Raw genomic sequence first — 22,256 nt, 5'->3', positions numbered from 1 at the left:
TCCGCCGGCACGCGCCGTCTTTTGCCCGCGTTCGGGTCCCGGCGCCAGCGCCCAGCTGCAGGCATCGGCGCCCGGCAGGGTCAGCATCATCGCAGCGCCTCCCGGTCCGTTGCGGTGCCGGGCTGATCCAGGCGGGCGGCCCCGAGGATGCGCCCGTCCTCCGCCTGCACGAGCAGGGCCGCGGTCTCGCCCTCCGGCAGGGCGGCCGTGAAGGTCGCGGCGGCGCCGGACCAGGGACCGAGCTCGCGGATCGAGCGGACGATGTTGGCCTGCTCGATGGTGCGCCCGGCATTCTCGCCGCGCAGCACCCGGGTGGTGTGGCTCGGATCGAAGCCGATCAGCAGGACCCGGGCGGTGCCGTGGCCGGCCCCGACCTGCGCGGCGACGTGGTCGCCGTCACGGGAAAGCCTCGCCGAGACCGCCGGCCCGGCCTCCCGGGCACGCGCGATCGCGCCCCGCAGACCGGCCTCGTCGGAGCCGACGAGGCCGGTCCGACCGTCGATCACCGCTTCCGGCGTGTAGGCGCCGCCACCGAGCCGGGCCGCGTAGGCCTCCTGGCGCGCTGTGGCGGCGGGCAGGGCGTAGGGGTCGCGCCAGTTCAGGTGGTTCCAGTAGGTGACGTGGAAGGCGAGCGGCAGGATGTCGGCGTGCTCCCGCGCCAGCCGGCCGAGCAGCGCCTCGGCGGGCGGGCAGGAGGAGCAGCTCTGCGAGGTGAACAGCTCGACGACGACGGGACGCGCCGCCGCGGGGGTCGGGCCAGCGGCCGCGCACATCAGGGCGGCGATCAGCGCCGCAGGACGCAAGATTGGACCAATGACAGGACGCATGGCCGGGGCTCCCGCGCCGGCCCTCTGGGCCGGCGTACCGGCTCTTTCGCAGCGCGGCGGCAGCGGTTACGCCGGTTCCTGCCCGTCGAGCTCGAACGCGTCGACGTCGCGCAGGAGCGCCACGAAAGCCTGCGCCCCGTATTCCAGCGCGGCGTGGCCGGCTTCGGCCGTGCCGAGCCGCGCGTCGCCGATGGCGCCGGAGGGGTGGAGATCCTCGGCTTTCCAGGCGAAAGCGGCAGGGCGGCCGGCGCGCAGATGGGTGAAATCGCGGACCATCGCGCGGGTCCGCGGCGGGAAATCGGCGATCCGGTCGGTCCGCACGAGATCGGGGCGCAGCGCCAGCATCAGCGCGGTCTCGATGCCGCCGGCATGGATGCCGTGGGCGATCTCCTCGGCCGGGAACAGGCCGTCCGGATAGCCGAACCGCGCCCAGGAAGTCGTCACCGCGACCATGCCGAAGCGCGACCGCAGCTCTCCCGCCACAAGGTCGATGAGCGGGCTGTTGCCGCCATGGCTCGTGACGATCACCAGCTTGCGGCAGCCGGCGCGGCTGATCGCGGCGCCGAGCCCCGTCCAGGCCGCCAGCGCCGTCCCGGTCTCCAGGGACAGCGTCCCCGGGAAGGCGTCGTGCTCGTCGGATTTGCCCACCGTCTGCACGGGCAGCAGCAGCACGTCGAGCTCCGCTGGCACTCGCCCGCGCACGCGGGCGAGGTAGCCCTCGGCGATGTCGCAATCGGTCGAGAGTGGCAGATGGGGACCATGCTGCTCGATGGCGGCCACCGGCAGCACCGCGATCGCCCGCCGCATGTCGCGACGGGCGAAGTCGTTCGTGGTGAGGTCGGACCAGAGCCGCGCCGCCATATCCTGCAGAGGCCTCCTGCCGGCGCCGTGCGGCAACCGGTTACGGACGGCGATCTAACCGGAGCGTGGCCACCGAGTCGACGCCCGGACCGGCGATCCGGAGCGGCGCATCAGGCGAAGAGCGCGTCGATGTCGTCCTGGGAGGGTGTCGCCTCGACTGCCTGGGGGCCGTTGAGCAGCAGATCCTCGGCACGGGCGCGGCGGGCGCGCTCGGCCGGGTCCATAGCGCCGGTATCGCGGGCCTTCACGGCCCCGACGAACCGGGCCAGGCGCTGCTCGAACAGCCTGAGCGACTCCACCACCTTGGCGATCCGCTGACCGGTGATGTCCTGGAACGCGCAGGCCTCGAAGATCGTGTTGATCCGCTCCTCGACGGCGTCGCGGTAGCCGGGGCCGTCCGGGAGCCCGAGCATCGCTTCCGCGGCTTCCATGATGGTGTTGGTGGCGCCGGCAGTCGCCGCGACGACGCTGCCGAGCTCCTCATGCGCCATGGGGATCCGGTCGCGGCTCATCTCGTTCGCCCGCAGCGCGCCGATCTCCTCGCGCAGGTGGGCGATATAGTCCGCGATCTCGATCAACTCGGCGATGACGGCCTGCGGCTCCCGCATCCGCAAATCGGCCTGCCGCGCGACGGCTAACGACATGCTGTCCTCCTGGGATCGATGACCGTCCTGGCCGACCGTGCCGGTCCCGCGTGCCTTACGGCGCGTCGGTGATCCGGCGGGTCGGCGCGGGGGGCGCTGCATGGGGCCGATCAGCTCCCGCAGACCGCCTCGATCTTCGACTTCAGCGTGGCGGCGTTGAAGGGCTTGACGATATAATTGTTCACGCCGGCCTTCTTGGCGGCGATGACGTTCTCGGTCTTCGATTCGGCCGTCACCATGATGAACGGCGTCGTCCGAAGATTTTCATCCGCGCGCACGTGCCGGAGCAGCTCGTACCCGGTCATCGGCTCCATGTTCCAGTCGGAGATCACGAGGCCATACTTGCGGCCCTTGAGGCGCGCAAGAGCCTCGGTGCCATCCGAAGCATCATCGACTTCCTCGAATCCGAGCTGCTTCAGAAGATTACGGATAATGCGGACCATCGTCTGGTAATCGTCGACAACGAGGATCGGCATGCTCAGATCGAGAGCCATCGAACAACTGCTCCGTATTGCCCGGCGGGAAGCCGCGCCGGCTCCCGGATAGATTAACGCTTCGCTAACGCGGCAATTTAGCTGCGCTGCTCGTCATTTTAAATAGCGCACGCGCATTGCGAAGCCGTTAATCGGCGCGGTCGGCGCATGGCCCGGCGTCACGGCCGCGTTCCATGGGCCGGTCGCAGGGGCCCGCTTCGAGGCCTCGCTTGACCCTCCGGGCGCCTTTGGGCAGGGTCCGGCCGCGTCGGGCCCCTCGCGGACATGTCAGGCGAACCCATCCGACCCTTCCCAGCATCCGACCCCGGAACGATGGCCACAGGCGACGCAACGGCCGCGCGACCCTTCACGATCTGCCGCGCCGATGCGCCGGTGCCGCCGGCCCTGGCGGGGGCCGTGGCGGCGATCGGCAACTTCGACGGCGTCCATCTCGGTCACCGGGTGCTTGTCGATAGCGTGCGCCTAGCCGCCGCCGAGGCCGGACGGCCGGCGGCGGTGCTCACCTTCGAGCCGCATCCGCGGGCCTATTTCATGCCGGACGCGCCGATGTTCCGCCTCACCGGGCTCGCCGCCAAGGAGATCGTGTTCGCCCATCTCGGCCTCGACGGGCTGATCGTGCGCCGGTTCGACGGCGCCCTGGCGGCCACGGGCGCGCGCGCCTTCGTGCTCGATTTCCTCAAAGGGTCGCTCGGCCTGTCCGGCGTGGTCGTCGGTCACGATTTCCATTTCGGCTGTGGCCGCGAAGGCACGCCCACGATCCTGGCCGAGCTCTGCCGCGAGGCCGGGATGAGCTGCCGGATCGTCGACCCGGTCGCCCTCGGGGGCGAGACCGAGCCGGTCTCGTCGAGCGCGATCCGCGCCGCCCTCGGCGCCGGCGACGTGACCCGCGCCAACGCGCTACTCGGCTATCGCTGGTTCGTCCTCGGCCCGGTCCAGCACGGCGACAAGCGCGGCCGCCAGCTCGGCTTTCCGACCGCCAATGTCCGGCTGCCGGATTGCGGGCTCGCCCACGGGATCTACGCGGTCCGGGTCCGCCTCGGGTCCGGTCAGTTCTACGACGGGGTGGCGAGCTACGGACGCCGCCCGACCTTCGACGACGGCGCCCCGCTCCTGGAGACCTATCTGTTCGACTTCTCCGGTGATCTCTACGGGCAGGAGATCGCCGTCGAATTCGTCGGCTACATCCGCGGCGAGGAACGGTTCGACAGCGCCGACGCCCTGGTCGCGCGCATGCACATCGATGCATCCGCCGCGCGGGACCTGCTGGCGAGCGATGAAACCCGGTCGATGCTGACCTGATTCTTCAGAGGCAGCGCGGCCGGCGCGGATCGTGTAGAAGGCCGACATCGATCGGGAGGCGAATGTGCTGGGTCGTTACGAACGCGCGAACAACGGCGAGGCGGTCGTCGAGTACGGCGACGGCACCATGCGGGTGGTCAAGCCGGGCAGCTTCGTGCGCTGCGCGGTGACCGGCGAGCCGATCCCGCTCGACGCCCTGCGCTACTGGAGCGCGGTCCGGCAGGAGGCCTACATCTCCCCCGAGGCGATCCTGAAGCGGCTCAAGGAAACCGGCCGTCCCTGACCGTCACGGCGCGCCGGCGAGCGCGCCCTGAACCTGTCGGCGAAGAGCCCCCGCGTCGTCGAAGGCGAGCCGGACGCGCAGCACGCGCACCCGGGCCGCGAAGGCGGGCGGCAGGCGCACCGCATCCTTCTCGGTGGTGACGAGATCGGCGCCGAGCCGCTGCGCCTCGGCGGCCAGGGTGGCCAGCTCGCCGGCCCGATAGCGATGATGATCGGGAAAGGGGCGCGTCGCCGCGATCACCGTCCCCGCCTCGGCGAGCGTTGCGAAGAACTTGTCCGGTCGGCCGATCCCCGCGAAGGCGAGACAGCGGCGACCCGCCAGATCGTCCGTCTCCCGGACGAGGCGCGCCCGGTGGACCGGCAGCCCCCGAGCCTCGGCCGTGCGGGCGACCGCCTCGCCCGGTGCCCCGTCCCCGACCAGGATCAGCCCGGCGACGTGTCGCCATTGGCGGTCGAGCGGGGCGCGCAGCGGGCCGGCCGGGACCGGTAGACCGTTGCCGAGGCCGGCGGGACCGTCGATCACGGCGAGGCTGAGATCCTTCACGAGGCTCGGATTCTGCAGCCCGTCATCCATCACGATGGTGTCGGCCCCGAGCGCCCGGCACAGGGCGGCTCCAGCCGGCCGGTCACGGGACACCACCGTCGGCGCCCGGCGGGCTAGGAGCAGCGGCTCGTCGCCGACCGCGTCCGCATCATGCCGGGCGAGATCGACCTGCACCGGGCCGGCCGTTCGGCCGCCATAGCCGCGGGACAGGAAGGCGGGCGTGCGGCCGAGGGCGGCGAGCACGGCGGCCAGGGCCAAGGCGGCCGGCGTCTTGCCGGCGCCGCCGAGGGTGAAGTTTCCCAGGCACAGGATCGGGCAGCCCGCCCGCGCGCCCGGCCGGTCCATGCGCCGGGCCACGAGCGCTCCGTAGGCGGCCCCCAGCGGCGCGAGGCAGCGGGCGGCCGGATGATCCGGCCCCGCCGCCCAGAAGGCCGGCGGCCGCATCAGACCCGCGCGAGCGGGCGCACGGGACCGCCGCGGTCGAGCCGCTGAAGCTTCATCTGTGCGACGAACGGATCGAGCACCGCGAGGGTGCGCGCGACCGCGCCCTCGAAGGGCCGCAGGGCGCTCTGCCCGGCCAGCATCATGCCGCCGAAGCGTCCCGGATCGCCCAGGAGTTCGCCGGCGACCGCCGCCAGCTCGACGCCGTCGCGCACCTGCAGGGCGCCGCCGGCCCGGTCGAGGGCGCTGTAGATCACCGCGAAGTTCTCGGTGTGCGGGCCGTGCAGGACGACCGTGTCCAGACGCACCGGCTCGATCGGGTTCTGGCCGCCGCGCGACACCAGGGAGCCGCCGAGGAACACCAGAGGGGCGAGACGATAGAACAGGCCGAGTTCGCCGATCGTGTCGGCGACGTAGACCTCCACGGAAGGGTGGGGCCGTCCACCGGTGGAGCGCCGGGCACTGCGCAGGCCGAGGGCGTCCGCGCACGCGACCACCTCGGCGCCCCGGACCGGATGCCGCGGGGCGATGATGGTCAGGAGTTGCGGGAACCGGGCTTTCAGCACCGCGTGCGCATAGGCGACCATCGCCTCCTCGCCGGGATGCGTGCTCGCCGCCACCCAGACCGGACGGCCGGCGAGCATGGCGCCCAGATAGGCGAGTTGCTGCGGGTCGGCCGGCGGCACCGGCGCGTCGAACTTCAGGTTCCCCGCGATGCTCACCCGCGGCGCGCCGAGCTTGGCGAAGCGCTCGCCATCCTCCTGCGTCTGGGTCAGGCAGATCGCGATCCGCGACAGAAGCGCCTTGGCGGTGCGGGGGCAGCGTTCCCAGCCATGGAAGGAGCGCTCCGACATGCGCCCATTGACCAGGATCAGCGGGATCTCGCGGTCGTCCAGGGCGAGGATCGTGTTGGGCCAGATCTCCGACTCGGCGATCACCGCCAGGTCCGGCTGCCAATGGTCGAGGAAGCGCGCCATCCAGCGCGGGGCGTCGAGGGGCATGTACTGGTGCACCGCGCCGGACGGCAGGCGGGAGCCGATCAGTTCGGCGGCCGCGCGCGTGCCCGTGGTCACCAGCACGGAGAAGCCGCGGGCGATCATGCCCTCGACGAGGCCGATCAGCGACAGCGCCTCGCCGACGCTGGCTCCGTGCATCCAGGCCAGCGGCCCGACCGGGCGCGCCCGGCCCGGCAGCCCGCGCCGCTCGGGCAGCCGCAGCGGATCCTCCTTGCCGCGCTGCGCCCGCCACGCGAGGAGCCCGGTCAGCGCCGGCTCGCCGATCCGCAGGCCCGCCCGGTAGGCCTGGAGCGGCAGGGTCACAGAGGGGCGCCTCACGCGACGTCTCCCGCCGAGGCCGGGGCGGCCGTCGCGGCCGGATCCCGATAGAGCGCCGCGCGGTCGGCGCGCCCGACCAGCGCGTAGGCGCGCGCATGCACGCGGTTCATCTCGGCCTCGACGAAGCGGCGCAGCGTCTCGAAGGCGTCCCCCTCGCTGTCGCGCGGCACGTAGATGGGATCGCCGAGCACGATCGCGCCGCGCCCGAACGGCAGGCCGAGACAGGCGCGGTCCCAGGATCCAAAGCGCAGGTGCCGGCTCGTGACCACGGCGGCCGGGACGATGGGACGGCCGGAAAGGCGTGCCAGCGTCAGGATCCCGGCGTCGCAGCGACGCGAGATCTTCGGCACGTCCGCGCTGAAGGCGACCGACTCACCCTCCTTCAGGGCCCGGAGCATGCCCCGCAATCCCTCGGCCCCGCCCTTGGCGCGGTGGTCGGTCGTCCGGTTCCGGCCCCGGGCGCCGGAGGCCCGCATCACCCGCACGCCGAGGTGCTCCAACGCGATGGTGTTGATGTTGCCGTCCGGATTCTTCGAGATGATCGTGGCCACCCGGTCTTTCGGACGGCTCATGAACGGCATCATGATGTGCTGGCCGTGCCACATCCCGGCGATGAGCGGGATGTGGGCGTCCATCCAGGCGTCCACGCCTCCCGGAGGCGCGCTCCCGGCATAAATCTCGAAGCGGTTCGTGCGCCGCACCAGCCGGAGATAGGAGGCCGCGAGGCGCCCGAGACTGCGCTGCACGAGGGGATGTCGGAGAAAACGCTTGCCGAGGCTCATGTCATGCCTGGGGCGGCTGGAAAGCCGCCGCCCGATCGGTTCCGGATCGAATTTGACCGCGCATGGTCTAGCTCCCGCGCCGAAGCCGAAACAACCGGCCACGTCCACAACCAGACGTTTGTGATCGGCCCGCCGGGGCGGCCGTCCCGGCGCAGCGCTTGCTCCCGCCGCACGGCAAAAACACGGCACGAGCCCTTGTTTAGACACGTTCCAAACTATAGATTGGAATTCGTCTAAACAGGAATCCAGCCCATGGCAGCTGTTCTCGAAAGCTCCGGTGGCGCGGCCGCGGACGCCCATCGCACCTTCGTCCTGCGCTACGTCCAGCCCGGCCTCGCCGGCTTGATCGACGGCTCCGTGTCGACCCTCGCGCCGATCTTCGCGGCGGCCTTTGCCACGGGTCACAATGGCGCGACCTTCCTGGTCGGCCTGGCTGCCTCGGTGGGCGCCGGGATCAGCATGGGATTCACGGAAGCCCTGTCGGACGACGGCAGCGTCACCGGGCGGGGCGACCCGCTGATGCGCGGTCTCGTCTGCGGGGCCATGACGACGCTCGGCGGCCTCGGCCACACCTTGCCTTATGCGATCCCCGACACGCTTCCCGCGGGCTGGCCGAACCCGTTTCTCCTCGCCACGACCCTCGCCGTGCTGGTGGTAGCCGTCGAGCTCGTCGTCATCGCGGCGATCCGCACGCGCTTCATGGCGACGCCGTTCTGGCGGGCCGCGATGCAGGTGATGCTCGGCGGCGCGTTGGTGCTCGCCGCCGGGATCCTCATCGGTAGCGCTTGACGACGGGCCCCGCGCCCGCGATGCGGAGCGCGTCCCGTGGCCGTCTCGAGGGTGACCTCCGGCGTTGAACTTCCGCCTCGCCCATCTCAGCGACCCGCATGTCGGCCCCCTCGGTCGCGTGCGCCTGCACCAGCTCATTGGCAAACGCGCCACTGGCTACGCGAACTGGCGGCGCGGCCGCTCGCGCAGCCACGACATGACCGTCCTGGAAGCCCTGGTTGCCGACCTGAAAGGGCAGGGGGCGGGGCACGTCGCCTGTACGGGCGACCTGTGCAACATCGGCCTGCCGAGCGAGTGGGAAACGGCGCGGACCTTCCTCGAAGCCCTGGGCCCTCCCGAAACGGTGAGCTTCGTCCCGGGCAACCACGACGCCTATGTCCGCGGCTCGCTGGAGGGTTTGCTCGCCGCCTGCGGCCGCTACACGGGCGACGACACCGGGTCTTCGGGACGCTTCCCCTATCTTCGGCGCCGCGGGCCGCTTGCCCTCGTCGGCCTCTCCAGCGCGATCCCGACCAAGCCCTTCGTGGCCACCGGACGGCTCGGCGCGCCGCAGCTCGCCGCCGCCGAGGTGCTGCTGCGGGCGCTGGCCACGGAGCCGGGCCGGCCGTTCCGCGTCGTGATGATCCATCACCCGCCGCAGCCGGGAGGGGCCTCGCCGGGGCGTGAGCTGAAGGACGCGGCCGCCTTCACGGCGATGATCGGGCGGGCCGGCGCGGACCTGATCCTGCACGGCCATAACCACGTCACCAGCAGCGCCGTCATCCCGGGTCCGGACGGGCGCGGCGTGCCGGTCGTCGGCGCGCCTTCGGCCTCAGCCCGCCCCGACGGCCACGGGGCGATCGCCTCGCGCCGGGCCTCTTATCTGCTGTACGAGATCGCTCGGGCCGGAGACGGCTACGCGGTCAGCGCCCGGCGCCGGGGCCTCGATGCGGTGGGGGCAATGGGCGACCTTGGGCCCGTCGACCTCGCCTGAGATGATCGGCCGGCACGGCTCCCGTCCTCGGTCGCGCCGGCCTGATGATCGTCGATGGTCGTCCGTGGGAGATCAGACGCCGACCGCCGCGAGATCGGCGCGCTGTTGCCGGCTGAGACTCGCTTCGTAGCGCTCGGCCTGAAGACGTGTCAGGCCGCAGATCAGCGCGAGTGCCCCGCGATACACGGTGTAAGTGCCGTCATGTGTCGGCTTGACGCGAATCACCTCTGCCATGGGAGCCTGCCTTTGTTGGAGGTTGCCTGCCTTCGTCTGAGGAGATCGTCCTTTTTGCTGGATTGGCGGGTCGAACGCGCGAACGACGACTAGGTTAGCCGTCGTTTACGGGCTGGCAAGAGTGCGAGGCGGACGAATGCTTAGGTAATTCTGCTGCAGCGCGGCAAACCCTTGCGGGCCCTGACGATCCCCAGCTGCATAAAAAAGCGGCCGCCCGCTTGCATATTGAATTAGGTTCGCGGAGCGCCCGAGGCGCCGCGAATCGCAGGATGGATCGGCCCTGTCGGGCCAGACGAAAGGAACCCCCATGCAGCTCTGGCGTCTGACGGCGACCGATCTCGCGGCCCTGATCCGCGCCGGCCAGGTCTCGGCGCGCGAGGCCGCGCAGGATGCCCTCGCGCGGCTCGACGCGGTCAATGGCCGGATCAACGCCGTGGTCGAGCATCGTCCCGAGGACGTGCTGAGGCAGGCGGACGCCGTCGACGCGGCGCGGGCGCGCGGTGCGGAAGCAGGGATGCTCGCGGGCGTGCCGGTGACCGTCAAGGTGAATGCCGATCAGCGCGGCTTCGCGACGACGAACGGCCTGCGCCTGCAGCGGGACTTGGTTGCCCAGGAGGACAGTCCCGTGGTGGCCAATCTCCGGCGTGCCGGCGCGGTGCTGCTCGGGCGGACCAACACGCCGGCCTTCTCGCTGCGCTGGTTCACCACCAACCAGCTGCACGGCGAGACCAAGAACCCGCGCGATCCGGCACTGACGCCGGGGGGCTCGTCGGGCGGGGCGGGCGCCGCGGTCGCTGCTGGAATTGGAGCGATCGCCCACGGCACCGACATCGCCGGCTCGGTGCGCTATCCTGCCTATGCCTGTGGGGTCCATGGCCTTCGGCCGAGCCTCGGCCGCATCCCGGCCTGGAATCCGTCCTCACCCGAGCGCGGGATCGGGCCGCAGCTCATGGCGGTGTCGGGACCGCTCGCCCGCAGCATCGCGGATATCCGCCTCGGCCTGGAGGTCATGGCAGCGCCCGATCCGCGCGACCCCTGGTGGGTCCCCGCGCCCCTGGTGGGCCCGGAATGCCCGCGGCGGGCCACGCTCTGCGTCCGGCCGGGCGGTCTCGCTGTGGTCCCGGAGGTCGAGGCAGCGCTGCGGGACGCCGCGCGCCGCCTGACCGAGGCCGGCTGGACGGTCACGGAGATCGCCGACACGCCGCCGATCCGCGAGGCGAGCGAGCTCCAGCTCCAGCTCTGGCTGGGCGACGGCTACGCGGCCGTCCGCGCCGCCGCGGAGCGTGAGGGCGACCCTGCCGCGATCGGCCTTCTGGAGAGCTTCCGGACGCGGGCGGAGACGATGACGCCCGACGCCATCGCCCGGGCCCTCACCCGGCGGGCGACCCTCGCCCGGGACTGGTGCCTGTTCCTCGCCGAGAACCCGGTTCTGTTGGTGCCGGTCTCCGGCGAGCTGCCGTTCCCGGACGGGCTCGACCGCACCGGCGATGCGGGCATCGCCCGGGCCTTCGAGGCGAACCTGCTGCAGGTCGGCCTGGCGCCCCTCGGCATCCCGGCGCTCACCGTCACCACGGGCCTCGTCGGGCGCACGCCCGTGGGCGTGCAGCTCGTCGCCGCGCGCTATCGGGAGGATCTGTGTCTCGCGGCGGGCGCGGCGATCGAGGCCGGCGGGGTGCCGGACATGCCGGTGGATCCCGCCTGACGGGCGCGGGCCGCAGCGGATGCGGGCTCAGGCCTGCGCCGCTGCACCCAGATCCGCCAGCAGAGCCGCGAACAACTGCGCTCGCTGGGCCAGCGTGTCGATCAGTAGGTGCTCCTCCAGGGTATGATAGCCCTGGCCGAGCGGCCCGAGGCCGTCCAGCGTCGGGATGCCATTGGCGCCGGTGAAGTTGCCGTCGGAGCCGCCGCCGGCGCTGCGGTGGGGCAGGAGGTGGCCGAGCGCCTCGCTCAGACGCTGCGCCCGCTCATAGAGGGCCAGGCCGCCGGCATCCGGCTCCCAGACCGGCCGGGTCACACCCCGGGTCACGGTAAAGCGGACGCCGTCCGCCTCGCCCGACAGGGCCAGCATTCGCGCGACGCCGCGGTCGAGGTCGGCCTGGCGCTTGGCCATGCTGAGCGCCTGCCCGCGGCAAACGGTCGGAACGCAATTCACCCATTGCCCGCCCGAGACCACGCCCGTGGAGAAGGTGCAGTCGGCATCCGACATGGCGTCGATCGCGAGGATCATACGGGCCATCGCGCGGATGGCCGAGCGGCCCTCGTGCGGCGAGGATCCGGCGTGGCTCGGCCGGCCCAGAGCCTCCAGATCGAAGCGCGCGATGGCATAGCGTCCGGTGACGACGCCGTTCTCGGGCTGACCCGGCTCCGGCACCAGCACGAAGGCGTGCCGGGCGGCCTCGGCCTCGATCAGGTCGCGGGTCGAGGGGCTGCCGACCTCCTCGTCGCCGGTGAACAGGACGGTCACCGGCAGGGGCGTCGCGATGCCGGAAGCCACCAGGGCGCGGAGCGCCGCCAGCGCGATCACGTTGCCGCCCTTCATGTCGAGGATGCCCGGCCCGTAGGCTCGGTTGCCCTCGATCCGCCAGGGCAGGCTCCCGAGCGTGCCGACCGGATGCACCGTGTCGAGATGGCCGAGCACCAGGATGCCCGGCACGTCCGGTCGGGGGTGCGGGAACCGTGCGCGGACGCAGTCGCTCAGCCCCATCCGGCCCGGGATCGTCTCGACGGCGGCTCCCAGGAGTGCGAGGTCGCGGGCGGCCACGCCCATCATCCGGTTCACCGCCGCCGCGTCGTGGGTCGGGCTCTCGCACTCGACCCAGGGGCGCAGGGTCGCGAGAATCTCGCGCGCGTCGAAGTGGAGATCCGGGATCATCGGGCTTTCTCCTCGGCGAAGGGATCGGCGACCCGCGGCCAATAGGCGCCCGACCGCTTGGTGTAGGGGATGGCCCCGTAATCCGGCGGCACCGCCCCGGGCGCCGCGACGTAGCGGACCTCGCTCGCGATCGGCGCGAAGGCGGCGTAGAAATGCTGCATCGACTTCACCACGACGATGCGCTTGTCGTCGAGGCTGAGGCCGAGACCCGTGAAGGCGTCGGGCGCGAAGGCCTGCTGGCGCTTGTGGGTCAGCACGACGTGGATTCCGTCCGCCTCCACCCAGGCCGCGGGGCCGAGATGGGCCCGGCCGCCGCTGAGCCCGGTCTGACTGTGATCCTCCGAGAGGCCGCGCACGGTGACGCGCAGGTCCACGGGGTTACCCGAGGTGACGCCGCACTTGCCGCCGATCCGGAGCGTGAAGGTCGCCCCGAGCCCGGCCTCGTGGCAGATGCCGACCGCGCCGGGATCCCAGATCAGGCCCAGCGCCGCGTCCTTGACGCCCCGCTCGGCGAGACGCGCGAGGATCGCGGTGTTGTCCGAGGGCGCGCCCGCGCCGGCATTGTCGGCGAAGTCGGCGAGCACCATCGGGCGCGGGTCGTCGGAGGCGAGGGTGAGATCGATCGCCGCGTCGATCGTGTCGCAGCGGCTCGCCGCCTCCTCGCGCATGGCCCAGACGACGCCGGCGAGTTCGTCCGCGAGCGCCTGCGCCTTGCCGGCATCGCCGTCGGCAACGACCAGCATCTTGGCGCCGACATCGGCCACGTCGCCCCACGGAAAGCCGTGCCCGAAGGAGACCGATAGGATCCCGTCGCGACCCTCCAGCGCCTCCATCCGGCGCACGAAGCCCGCCACCGGCTCGCGGCTGGTCCGCCACATGTTGATGATCCGGCAATCGGCGTAGGCCATCACCGGCCGGATCTCCTTCGACACCGTCCGCACCACCAGCGGATAGAGGTCGCGGGCGCGGTCGACGATGTCGGTGTGGGGGTATTCCTTGTAGATCACGATGACGTCGGCGCTCGTCCGCATCGTGTCGGTGAGATGGCAGTGCAGGTCGAGCTCGACGCCGATCGTGGCGTCCGGCCCGACGATGGCGCGGACCCGCTCCAGCGTGTCGCCCTCGCAATCGTCATAGCCCTCCGCGACCATGGCGCCGTGCATGAACAGCAGCACCGCGTCGACCGGCATCGCGGCCTTCAGATCCTCCAGCAGGGCGTCGCGCAACTCCTCGTAGACGGCGCGCAGGGTGATCCCGCCGGGCTGCGCGAAGGTCGAGAGACTCTCGACGACAGCGTGCCCGTCCGCCTCGGCCAGGTCGCGCCAGGCCTTGAGGCCGATATTGCTGAGGCTCGGCGGGTTCCGGGTGCCGTCGCGGCGCGCGTAATCGGCCCGGAACGCCGCTCGGCCCGTGGGCAGCGGCGCGAAGGTGTTGGTCTCGGTGGCGAGGCCCGCGATGAAGATCTTCAAAGGTCTGTCCCAATCCGTCCCGACGGCCCGGTCAGGACGCGCACGGGCTCAAGGTGATGATCGTCTCGGTCGCTGCATCCACGGCCGCGCGGCCGTAGAGCATCGGCACATGATCCTGGGCGCCCCAGACCGGGGCGAGGTCGGCGTAGTGCGGGCTTCGCGGGTCTCCCGACTGGCCCGGAACGTTGATGAAGACCGACTTGTCCCAGTCCCCCACGTCCACGACCATGCGGAACGAGGCGCCGTGGGTGAGCCGGAACGTGTCGGTCCGGTACTCCGCGTGCATGACCGATGCCGCGGACCCGCCCACGGGCAGCGGCCCGACATCCCAGCGGGTTTCGGGCTTCTCAAGCGCGGTGAGGGGATGGGCGAACAGCGCGTGGTGCAGGCGGCCCCAGGACCAGCCTGCGCGGGGTTCGGGATGCGCGGTCGTCTCCGCACCCCGGCCGCCCCCCTCTGTAGGGGAGGGCGTGACGGCGCCTGCCGCTTCCGGTGCGAGCCTGCCCATGGGATCCGGCCCCATCCGTTCCAGGCAGTCGCGGAACGCGGCACCCAAGGCCTCCGCCAACAGCGCGTCGCGCACCGCCGGGTCGAGACTGGTCTCCAGCCGCTCGATCAGGCTCTGCGTGTCGCCCGGCGGCAGCAGGCGGCGCGTTCCGGCATCGGGCACCAGTGCGCCGAGCAGCGACGGGCGCAGGTGGTGGACCCACAGGACCTCGATCAGGGCGGCCGCCGCGGAGTCAGGATGCAGCGCCCCGTCGAACGCCGCCAGCAGGGCCCGGGCGGAGGCGTCATCGGGATCCGAGGGCGCCGGCAGCGCCCGTATCAGATCGGCGAGACGCAGGGCCGGCTCGGAGACGATGTCGGCCTGGAGCGCCTGCGAGTCGGCGAGGCTGTGCCGGGTCTGCCCGCCGAGCACCGCCCGGATGCGGCGGGCGCGCCAGGGCTCGGCCCACTCGAACCCGACCTTGCGGTCCTCGGCCGGAAAGTCCGGCGGCAGGTTCATCTCGTTGGCGGTGGCGAGCCAGCCCGTCTCCGGGTCGACGCTGCGGGGCAGGGCGGCCGGATCGTGGAAGCCGGCCCAGTCGTAGCGGCCATCGCCCGGAACCGGCAGCAGACCGTCATGGGCCGGCCGGACGGGCGCCTTGCCGGCCATGAACCACGCGATCCGGCCGGTCGCGTCGGCGTAGAGCTGATTGACCGAGGGCGCCGACCAGTGACGCAGGGCCGCGCCGAAGGCCTCGGGGCTGGTGGCGCCGAGATAGGCGAGACTGCCGAGATAGGCGGCAGCGCCCGGTTCCGACCAGACGGTCCGCAACGCGAAGGCGCGGCCCCCGGCCTCGCGGATGATCGGCCCGTGCCGGGTGAAGCCCAGCACCACGGTCTCGTCCGGCCCGCCGCGCACCGGGATGCTTTCCGTGATGCGCGCGATCCTCTCCCAGCCATCGCCAGACCGGTAGCGATCGGGATCGGCCGGGTCGGTCGCACAGACAAAAAGATCCTCCTGATCCATCGGCGCGATGGTCAGGCTGAAGGCCGCGTGGCCGTTATGGCCGATGGAGATGCCCGGGAGCGCCGGCTCGCCGGCCCCGATCACGTCGAGACCCGGGGCGGTGAGGTGGACCGCGTAGCGCAGGGACGGCTGCAGGTAGACCCGGTGCGGGTCGCTCGCGAGGATCGGGCGGCCGGTCTCGCTGCGGGCGGGCCCGACCACCCAGTTGTTCGAGCCCTCGGCCGGCTCCTTCGGGGCGGCGCGCGGACCGCGGGTGACGGTGCCGTGCGCATCGACCTTGCTCCAGGCCCAGGCATCGTCGCGGGCGGCCGCCAGGCGCTCGGGGGAGAACCCGACCGTCGCCGTGGCGAGTCGGAAATCGTCGAGGAGGTCGTCCGGCCAGTCCGCCGCGTCGAGCCCGTCCGGGATGACCGGTTCGTGCGGCGGGCTGACGCGCTTGCGCAAATCGTCGGCGGCAAGCCCGGCCTTCCGGGATTTTGCGCGGGCCAGTACCCTGGCGCGGGCGACCTCGGAGAGGACGTTGCGGACCAGGCCGTGGCTGCGGATGCGCACCACGTCCTCCGGCTGCCAGCGGGCCGGGCGCGTGTCCGTCAGGGTGAATTCCGGCGGCAGCAGCTCGGGCCGCGCCGCGGTGAGCGCCACGTAGGCGTTCAGCCCCTCCACGAAGGCCGTGACGATCGCCTTCGTGTCCTGCGGCCCGTAGGCAGCCCATTCCGCCGCCATGTCGCCGCGGTAGAGGAACAGCCGGGCGGCGCGGTCCTGGGCGAGGTAGCCGGGCCCGAAATCAGCCGCCAGCAGGCCGAGGCCGCGCTTGCGCCACAGGTCGAGCTGCCAGAGCCGGTCCCGGCCGGCGTTGAACCCCTGCGCCCGAAAGGCATCGAGCGCGGTGCCGGCCCGGATATGCGCCAGCCCCCAGCGATCGACCCGGATCTCGACCGGGCCATCCAGCTCGGGGAGCGGGTATTGGGTCCCGCTCACAGAGCCACTTCGATGAGGTGCGGCCCCGGATTGGCCAGAGCGTGCTCGAACGCCGCGATGAAGTCGGCGAGCGTTTCGACTCGCCGCCCCTCGACCCCGAAGCCTTTGGCGAGGCTCACCCAATCCACTGCCGGCTCGTCGAGGCTCAGCATGCTGAGCGCCTTGGGGCCGGGATTGAGGGCGCCGACATTGGCGAGCTCCGCCCGCAGGATCGCGTAGGACCGGTTCGACCAGACCAGCGTCACCACGTCCAAGCGCTCGCGAGCCTGGGTCCAGAGCGCCTGCACGGTGTAGAGGCCGCTGCCGTCGGCCTGGAGGTTGATCACCTTGCGATCCGGGCAGGCGACGGCCGCGCCGGTCGCCATCGGGATGCCGAGCCCGATCGAGCCGCCGCTGAGCTGGAGCCAGGTGTGGGGCGCCGCATCCCGGGTAAGGGCGAAGAAGTTCCGGCCCGTGGTGATCGACTCGTCGCAGATCACCGCGCCCTCCGGGATCAACGCGCCGAGCACCTGCCCGATCGTGTCCTGATCGAGGGGGCCGGCGGCCGGGAGCTTCGGGCGGGGCCCGACGGCGACCGGCTCGGCCGGCGGAGCCGCGACGGCCTCGACCAGCCGCTCCAGGGCGTCGATCTGGTCCTCCTCGGGGGTCGCCAGCGTGATCGTCGTGCTGCCCTCCGGCGCCAGCAGGCTCGGCTTGCCGGGATAGGCGAAGAAGCCCACCGGCGGGGTCGCGCCGATCAGGATGATGTGGCGGAAATCCTTCAGCGCCGCGATGCCCTGGTCGATCGGGTAGGGCAGGCGCTCGATCGGCACGGTGCCGGCGCCGCGGTCGATCCGGGCATTGGAGGTCATCGCCAGCATCTGCGCGCCGGTCTTGCGGGCGATCCGGTCGGCGAGCACCCGGCCCTCGCTCCGGACCGCCCGGTCGCCGAGATGCAGGAGCACCTTCTCGCCGCTGTGAAGCGCCTTCACGGCGGCCGCGATCGCGTCGTCGCCGGCCTTTGCCCGCGCGGGGATATCGGGCACGGGCGCCGGCCCGGTGCCGGGATCCCAGGCGGTGTTGGCCGGCAGGATCAGGGTCGCGACCTGACCCGGGGCGGTGCGGGCGGCCGCGATGGCGGCGGCGCCGTCCGGGCCGATCTCGCCGGCACTCATCCCGGTCCGCACCCAGGACGACATCGGGTGGGCCAGACCCTCGATGTCGGAGGTCAGCGGCGCGTTGTATTCCCGGTGATAGGTCGCGTGCTCGCCGACGATGTTGACGACGGGGGTGCGCGCCTTCTTGGCGTTGTGGAGATTGGCGAGCCCGTTGGCGAGGCCGGGCCCGAGATGGAGCAGCGTCGAGGCCGGCTTGTCGGCCATGCGGGCGTAGCCGTCCGCCGCGCCGGTCGCCCCGCCCTCGAACAGGAACAGGACGCAGCGCATGCCCTCGACCCGGTCCAGGGCGGCGACGAAGTGCATCTCCGAGGTGCCGGGATTGGTGAAGCAGACCTCGACCCCACCCTCCACAAGGGTCCGAACGAGGCTCTCGGCCCCGTTCATGGTGCTCGGCGTTCCATCGCTCACGGGCAGCTCCCTCGCGCGCCGGCCCAGCCGGCCGGTGACTCGCATTTTTTATTATCGTGGCGCAGCCGGCGCCACGCGCAAGGGGCGACGTCCGGCATCTTCTGTTCGCCGGACGCAGGGCCTAAGCCTGAGCGTGGCGCGGGATTTGCGGTTGGCGCGCCGCAACTTCGACGAATGGAAGCACATGACAATTCGCCGCCTGATTGCCGCCGCCCTGGCCGGTACCGTCGCTCTGACCGCGCCGGCCAGCGCCGAGAGCGTGCTGCGCATCGCCATGACGGCGTCCGACATCCCCACGACCACCGGCATGCCGAACAACGGCTTCGAGGGCATGCGCTTCCTCGGCTACCCGATCTTCGAGGGGCTGGTGCAGTGGGACCTCAAGAGCACCACCAAGCTCGCCGGCATCGTCCCGGCGCTCGCCGAAAGCTGGGAGCAGGATCCGAACGACAAGGCAGTCTGGACCTTCCACCTGCGCCAGGGGGTCAAGTTCCATGACGGCACGCCGTTCAACGCCGATGCGGTGATCTGGAACCTCGACCGCTACTTCAGGAACGACAGCCCGCAATTCGAGGCGCAGGCCGCCGGCATCTCCCGCGCCCGGGCGCCGATCGTCGGATCTTACAAGAAGATCGACGACGCGACGGTCCAGATCACCACCACGCAGGTGGCGTCCTACTTCCCCTACATGGTGGTCTACCTGCTGTTCACCTCGCCGGCCTCGTTCGACAAGGCCGGGCGCGACTGGAGCAAGGTGGCCGCGCTGCCGGCGGCCGGCACGGGCCCGTTCAGGATCACCCGCGTCGCGCCCCGGGAGGCGGTCGATCTTGCCAGAAACGACGGCTACTGGGACCCGAACCGGATGGCCAAGGTCGACAAGGTCCGGCTGATGCCGATCCCGGAGGCCAACGCCCGAGTGGCGGCGCTGCGAGCCGGTCAGGTCGACTGGATCGAGGTCCCGGCCCCCGACGCGATCCCGTCGCTGAAGCAGGCGGGCTTCACCATCACCACGGGCTCGTACCCGCATGTCTGGCCCTATTTCTTCAACATCGGCGCCAAGGACAGCCCGCTGAAGGACGTCCGCGTCCGGCAGGGTCTGAATTACTGCATCGACCGGGCCGGCATCGTCGAGCTGCTCAACGGCACGGCCGAGCCGGCCTCAGGCTGGCTCAACGACAAGGACCCGAATTTCGGCACCCCGAAAAACCGCTACACGTTCGACGCCGCCAAGGGGAAGGCGCTCCTGGCCGAGGCCGGCTACACCGATAAGAAGCCGCTCAGCCTCAAGGTGATGATCTCCTCCTCCGGCTCGGGCCAGATGCTGCCGATGCCGATGAACGAGTACCTTCAGGAGAACCTGAAGCAGGCCTGCAACGTCGACGTCAGCTTCAATGTGGTCGAGTGGCAGGTGCTGCTGAACGGCGGCCGGGCGCTGCCCGACGCGCCGAGCCTCCAGGGCGCGATGGCGCTCAACGTCTCCTCGCCCTCGTCGGACGCCGCCGTCATGGCGCGCTACTTCGCGGGCGACCGGTTCCCGCCGAACGGCTTCAACTTCCCGACCTGGAAGGACGACCAGTTCGACGCCGCCCTCAAGGCGCTCGCCGAGACGACCGATGCCAAGGTGATCGACGCGCAGACCAAGATCGCCCACGAGCGCTTGGTGGACAATCCGCCGTGGCTGTTCGTCGTCCACGACCTCAATCCCCGCGGGATGTCGAAGAAGATCCACGGCTTCGTCTCGCCGCAATCCTGGTTCGTCGACCTCACCCTCGTCAGCGTGCAGTAATCCCGATGCCCGATATCGATCCCGTCCACGCCTCCGCGGCCGAGCTCGGCCAAGCGATCCGGTCGCGCAGCCTCTCGCCGGTCGACGCGGTCGACGCGCTGCTCGGCCGGGTTGAGCAGCTGGAGCCGAAGCTCCAGGCCTTCACGGAGGTCTTCGGCGCCGACGCGCGACTCGCCGCCGAAGGCGCCGACCGGGCGATCCGGTCGGGCCACGCGGTGGGACCGCTGCACGGCGTCCCGGTGGTGCTCAAGGACCTGATCGACCTGGAAGGCCGGATCACCATGGGCGGCTCCGCCGCCCACCGGGCGCGCCGGGCCGAGCGCACGGCCACGATCGCCCGGCGGCTGATCGGCCAGGGCATGATCGTCCTCGGCAAGACCCACACGGTGGAGTTCGCCTACGGCGGCTGGGGCACCAACCAGCATCTCGGAACGCCCTGGAATCCCTGGGATGTCGAGACGCCGCGCACGCCCGGCGGATCGAGCAGCGGCACCGGCGTCGCGGTCGCCGCCCGGATGGCGCCCTGGGGCATCGGCACCGATACCGGCGGCTCGGTGCGCCTGCCCTCCGCCTTCTGCGGGCTGACGGGCCTCAAGGTGACGGTGGGGCGCGTCTCGACTTGGGGGATCGTGCCGCTCTCGACCACGCTGGACTCGCCCGGTCCGCTGGCCCGTACCGTAGAGGACGCCGCACTCCTCTACGAGGCGATCTCCGGACCCGACCCCCTCGATCCGACCACCCGCGGCATCCAGCCGGACGCGCCCTGGGCGACGCTCGACCGCGGCGTGCGCGGCCTGCGGCTCGGGCGCATGCCGGCGGCCGAGCGGGAGGGCGTCGCCGCCGACATGCTGGCCGCCTACGACGCGGCTCTGGATGTCCTCGCCGGGCAGGGGGCTGAGATCGTCGATGTCGCGTTGCCGTTCCGGTTCAGCGACTGCGTGGCGATGAGCGGCATCACGAATGCCGAGGCCTATTTCGTCAACGGCGCGCTGGCCGAAGATCCAGCCGCGCAGCTCGGTGACGCCGTCCGGGCCCGGATCCTGGCCGGCGCCAAGGTCTCGGCGCAGGAATATCTCGGCACGCTTCATCGCCGCGCCGCGATGAAGCTGCACTACGCGGCCGCCCTGGACGGGATCGACGCCCTGCTGACGCCGACGACGGAATGCGCGGCCGTGGCTCTGTCCGAGGTGGACGAGGCGCATCTGCCGTCCCGTTTCACTCGGTTCGGCAATCTGCTCGATCTCTGCGCCCTGGCTCTGCCGGACGGCTTCACCGCCTCCGGCCTGCCGCTGTCGCTCCAGATCGTCTGCCGGGCCTACGACGAGGCCATGGCCCTGCGGATCGGGCAGGCCTACCAGCGCGCGACCGACTGGCACCTGCGCCGGCCGCCGGTAGGATAGCGCCGGCCGCGCTCCAGATGAGAAGCCGGCGCGCGGTGGAAGAACGTCCGGCTTCCGAGACTAGGTCTCAGCATCGGCCGTCGCGAGCTTGACTATTCATCGCGTCATCGCGCCGGCCGATGCCAGTCGTCATCGAACCGCTCGCGGTCATACTCTCGCCGTTTCTTTCGTTCAGGCTCGCGTCATCCTTCATCAACGAGACTGATCACGCGCGCTGCACGAGGCGGCGCGCACAACGTCGAGAGTTTCCCCGCATGATCAAGCTGACCGCGGTCGCGGCCCTCGCCGCCGGCCTGACCCTTCCGACATGCCGGCCCGCCAGCGCGGAGCCGAGCACGCATAACGGGCGCTGGTCGGTGGAGCTGGTGACGGAGAGCGGCCTGTGCAGCGCCCGGTACACCTACGCCCTCGCCATCCGTGAAGGGCAGGTGCAGCTCATCTCGGGCGGCGCGGGTGCCCGGGTGAACGGGCATGTCGGCGCCGACGGCAGCGTCGGGCTGACCGTCAGCAACGGGACGGCGAGCGGCACCGGGACCGGGCGGCTCCAGTCCGGCAGCGGTGCGGGCACCTGGAAGGTGTCGTCCCTCTGCTCCGGCCACTGGACCGCGCGGCGCAGCGACACCCGCACCGCGCAGGCTGATTGACGGCGCTCAGGCCGCCGCGGCGAGCCAGGTGCGCGCCTCGTCGAGGCGGGCGCGGTCGAAGACCTTGATCTGGGTCGGCGAGACGAAGTTGAACGTCTCGGCGAGCGCCTTCAGCCACGGTGCGTCCGTCACCAGGGCGACGTGGCTGACGCTCTTCATCATCGAGAAGCCGAAGCGCGGGTCCTTGAAGAAGGCCGCCGGCTCCATGCCCTCGAAGGCGCGGATATCCTCCAGCAGCTTGATCTTGCCGCCCTTGTCGAGGTCGGCCTTCATGGCGGTCATCGCCGCGTTCATCTCCTCGTCGGTGATCTTCCCGTCGACCACGATCTCGGCGACATTGGAATCCGGCGTCTTGGTGTAGGTCAGCACTGATCGCTCCTCCGGGAACCGCCCGCGTCCCGTCGCCGGTCTCCGGCCAGGGTCCGCCGCCCGTGGCAAGAGCCATACCCGATCGCGCCGCGATCGGACACGGCTCTGAACCCCTGCTCTCATACTTCCGGCGGGCGATCCGGCTTCGGCTTCGCC

20 protein-coding genes and 1 pseudogene are annotated in these 22,256 nt (G+C 71.5%); 8 read left to right on the top strand and 13 right to left on the bottom strand.

The annotated features are described in order from the left end of the window. Positions 1 to 86 precede the first annotated feature (86 nt). From ABIE45_RS24195 to ABIE45_RS24180, 4 genes are all read right to left on the bottom strand, one after another. Positions 87 to 803: a DUF1223 domain-containing protein gene (locus ABIE45_RS24195; RefSeq protein ID WP_192709062.1), complete on the bottom strand. Its 717-nt coding sequence runs from the start codon at positions 801 to 803 to the stop codon at positions 87 to 89. Positions 804 to 893: 90 nt separating this feature from the next. Further along, the gene (locus ABIE45_RS24190) at positions 894 to 1,688 is read right to left on the bottom strand and encodes a creatininase family protein (protein WP_192708862.1); all 795 of its coding nucleotides are present in this window, start codon (positions 1,686 to 1,688) and stop codon (positions 894 to 896) included. A gap of 110 nt (positions 1,689 to 1,798) precedes the next feature. Further along, positions 1,799 to 2,332 carry a protein phosphatase CheZ gene (locus tag ABIE45_RS24185; protein ID WP_192708861.1) on the bottom strand — a complete coding sequence of 178 codons (534 nt, stop codon included), beginning with the start codon at positions 2,330 to 2,332 and terminating at the stop codon, positions 1,799 to 1,801. A gap of 110 nt (positions 2,333 to 2,442) precedes the next feature. After that, on the bottom strand, positions 2,443 to 2,826 hold the full coding sequence (locus tag ABIE45_RS24180) for a response regulator (RefSeq protein WP_012317888.1): 384 nt from the start codon (positions 2,824 to 2,826) through the stop codon (positions 2,443 to 2,445). A gap of 312 nt (positions 2,827 to 3,138) precedes the next feature. On the opposite strand from ABIE45_RS24180, the gene ABIE45_RS24175 reads away from it, so the two are divergent. Both ABIE45_RS24175 and ABIE45_RS24170 read left to right on the top strand, forming a co-directional pair. Then, positions 3,139 to 4,125, top strand: coding sequence for a bifunctional riboflavin kinase/FAD synthetase (locus tag ABIE45_RS24175; protein WP_192708860.1), 987 nt, complete (start codon positions 3,139 to 3,141; stop codon positions 4,123 to 4,125). A 64-nt stretch (positions 4,126 to 4,189) separates the two neighbouring features. After that, on the top strand, positions 4,190 to 4,408 hold the full coding sequence (locus tag ABIE45_RS24170; RefSeq protein ID WP_192708859.1) for a DUF2093 domain-containing protein: 219 nt from the start codon (positions 4,190 to 4,192) through the stop codon (positions 4,406 to 4,408). A 3-nt stretch (positions 4,409 to 4,411) separates the two neighbouring features. On the opposite strand, the gene lpxK is transcribed toward ABIE45_RS24170, so the two are convergent. Genes lpxK through ABIE45_RS24155 form a run of 3 tightly spaced genes read right to left on the bottom strand, consistent with a single transcriptional unit; the run spans position 4,412 to position 7,508 of the window. Then, positions 4,412 to 5,395 carry a tetraacyldisaccharide 4'-kinase gene (lpxK, locus tag ABIE45_RS24165; protein WP_192708858.1) on the bottom strand — a complete coding sequence of 328 codons (984 nt, stop codon included), beginning with the start codon at positions 5,393 to 5,395 and terminating at the stop codon, positions 4,412 to 4,414. Beyond that, the gene (locus ABIE45_RS24160; RefSeq protein WP_192708857.1) at positions 5,395 to 6,726 is read right to left on the bottom strand and encodes a 3-deoxy-D-manno-octulosonic acid transferase; all 1,332 of its coding nucleotides are present in this window, start codon (positions 6,724 to 6,726) and stop codon (positions 5,395 to 5,397) included. The genes lpxK and ABIE45_RS24160 overlap by 1 nt, the downstream gene beginning before the upstream one ends. Continuing rightward, complete coding sequence (locus tag ABIE45_RS24155; protein ID WP_192708856.1) at positions 6,723 to 7,508, bottom strand: lysophospholipid acyltransferase family protein; 786 nt, start codon at positions 7,506 to 7,508, stop codon at positions 6,723 to 6,725. Before ABIE45_RS24155 ends, ABIE45_RS24160 begins: the two co-directional genes overlap by 4 nt. A gap of 300 nt (positions 7,509 to 7,808) precedes the next feature. Between ABIE45_RS24155 and ABIE45_RS24150 the strand changes: the two are divergent. Together ABIE45_RS24150 and ABIE45_RS24145 are read left to right on the top strand one after the other, a co-directional pair. Further along, positions 7,809 to 8,297: pseudogene (locus ABIE45_RS24150) on the top strand (VIT family protein); the annotation flags it as partial. 64 nt (positions 8,298 to 8,361) lie between these two features. Continuing rightward, positions 8,362 to 9,270 carry a metallophosphoesterase gene (locus ABIE45_RS24145; protein ID WP_192708854.1) on the top strand — a complete coding sequence of 303 codons (909 nt, stop codon included), beginning with the start codon at positions 8,362 to 8,364 and terminating at the stop codon, positions 9,268 to 9,270. 72 nt (positions 9,271 to 9,342) lie between these two features. Here ABIE45_RS24145 and ABIE45_RS24140 read toward each other — a convergent pair whose 3' ends face one another. Beyond that, a complete protein-coding gene (locus ABIE45_RS24140) occupies positions 9,343 to 9,504 on the bottom strand; it encodes a hypothetical protein (RefSeq protein ID WP_192708853.1) in 162 nt (53 codons plus the stop codon). 307 nt (positions 9,505 to 9,811) lie between these two features. Here ABIE45_RS24140 and ABIE45_RS24135 point away from each other — a divergent pair, with 307 nt between their 5' ends. Then, on the top strand, positions 9,812 to 11,206 hold the full coding sequence (locus ABIE45_RS24135; RefSeq protein ID WP_192708852.1) for an amidase family protein: 1,395 nt from the start codon (positions 9,812 to 9,814) through the stop codon (positions 11,204 to 11,206). Positions 11,207 to 11,233: 27 nt separating this feature from the next. On the opposite strand, the gene ABIE45_RS24130 is transcribed toward ABIE45_RS24135, so the two are convergent. Genes ABIE45_RS24130 through ABIE45_RS24115 form a run of 4 tightly spaced genes read right to left on the bottom strand, consistent with a single transcriptional unit; the run spans position 11,234 to position 17,877 of the window. Further along, the gene (locus ABIE45_RS24130; RefSeq protein WP_192708851.1) at positions 11,234 to 12,376 is read right to left on the bottom strand and encodes a M20/M25/M40 family metallo-hydrolase; all 1,143 of its coding nucleotides are present in this window, start codon (positions 12,374 to 12,376) and stop codon (positions 11,234 to 11,236) included. Continuing rightward, positions 12,373 to 13,845, bottom strand: coding sequence for a M81 family metallopeptidase (locus ABIE45_RS24125; protein ID WP_192708850.1), 1,473 nt, complete (start codon positions 13,843 to 13,845; stop codon positions 12,373 to 12,375). The genes ABIE45_RS24130 and ABIE45_RS24125 overlap by 4 nt, the downstream gene beginning before the upstream one ends. Before the next feature lie 31 nt (positions 13,846 to 13,876). After that, positions 13,877 to 16,336: a penicillin acylase family protein gene (locus ABIE45_RS24120; RefSeq protein ID WP_192708849.1), complete on the bottom strand. Its 2,460-nt coding sequence runs from the start codon at positions 16,334 to 16,336 to the stop codon at positions 13,877 to 13,879. Then, positions 16,333 to 17,877, bottom strand: a complete 1,545-nt coding sequence (locus tag ABIE45_RS24115) for an acetolactate synthase large subunit (RefSeq protein WP_192709061.1) — start codon at positions 17,875 to 17,877, stop codon at positions 16,333 to 16,335. Before ABIE45_RS24115 ends, ABIE45_RS24120 begins: the two co-directional genes overlap by 4 nt. Before the next feature lie 208 nt (positions 17,878 to 18,085). On the opposite strand from ABIE45_RS24115, the gene ABIE45_RS24110 reads away from it, so the two are divergent. The 3 genes from ABIE45_RS24110 (at position 18,086) to ABIE45_RS24100 (ending at position 21,731) form a co-directional block, all read left to right on the top strand. Then, positions 18,086 to 19,687 carry an ABC transporter substrate-binding protein gene (locus ABIE45_RS24110; RefSeq protein ID WP_192708848.1) on the top strand — a complete coding sequence of 534 codons (1,602 nt, stop codon included), beginning with the start codon at positions 18,086 to 18,088 and terminating at the stop codon, positions 19,685 to 19,687. Positions 19,688 to 19,692: 5 nt separating this feature from the next. Next, positions 19,693 to 21,087 (top strand): amidase, encoded by a 1,395-nt coding sequence (locus ABIE45_RS24105; protein WP_192708847.1) that lies wholly within the window; start codon positions 19,693 to 19,695, stop codon positions 21,085 to 21,087. A gap of 254 nt (positions 21,088 to 21,341) precedes the next feature. Continuing rightward, a complete protein-coding gene (locus ABIE45_RS24100) occupies positions 21,342 to 21,731 on the top strand; it encodes a hypothetical protein (protein WP_192708846.1) in 390 nt (129 codons plus the stop codon). A gap of 6 nt (positions 21,732 to 21,737) precedes the next feature. On the opposite strand, the gene ABIE45_RS24095 is transcribed toward ABIE45_RS24100, so the two are convergent. Further along, positions 21,738 to 22,100 (bottom strand): STAS/SEC14 domain-containing protein, encoded by a 363-nt coding sequence (locus tag ABIE45_RS24095; protein WP_192708845.1) that lies wholly within the window; start codon positions 22,098 to 22,100, stop codon positions 21,738 to 21,740. Positions 22,101 to 22,256 lie beyond the last annotated feature (156 nt).

The sequence above is a fragment of the Methylobacterium sp. OAE515 genome (genome assembly GCF_041806315.1).
Taxonomy (GTDB): Bacteria; Pseudomonadota; Alphaproteobacteria; order Rhizobiales; family Beijerinckiaceae; genus Methylobacterium; species Methylobacterium tardum.
The sequence above is the reverse complement of the archived record's forward strand: the minus strand, read 5'-3'. Positions and strand labels throughout refer to the sequence as shown.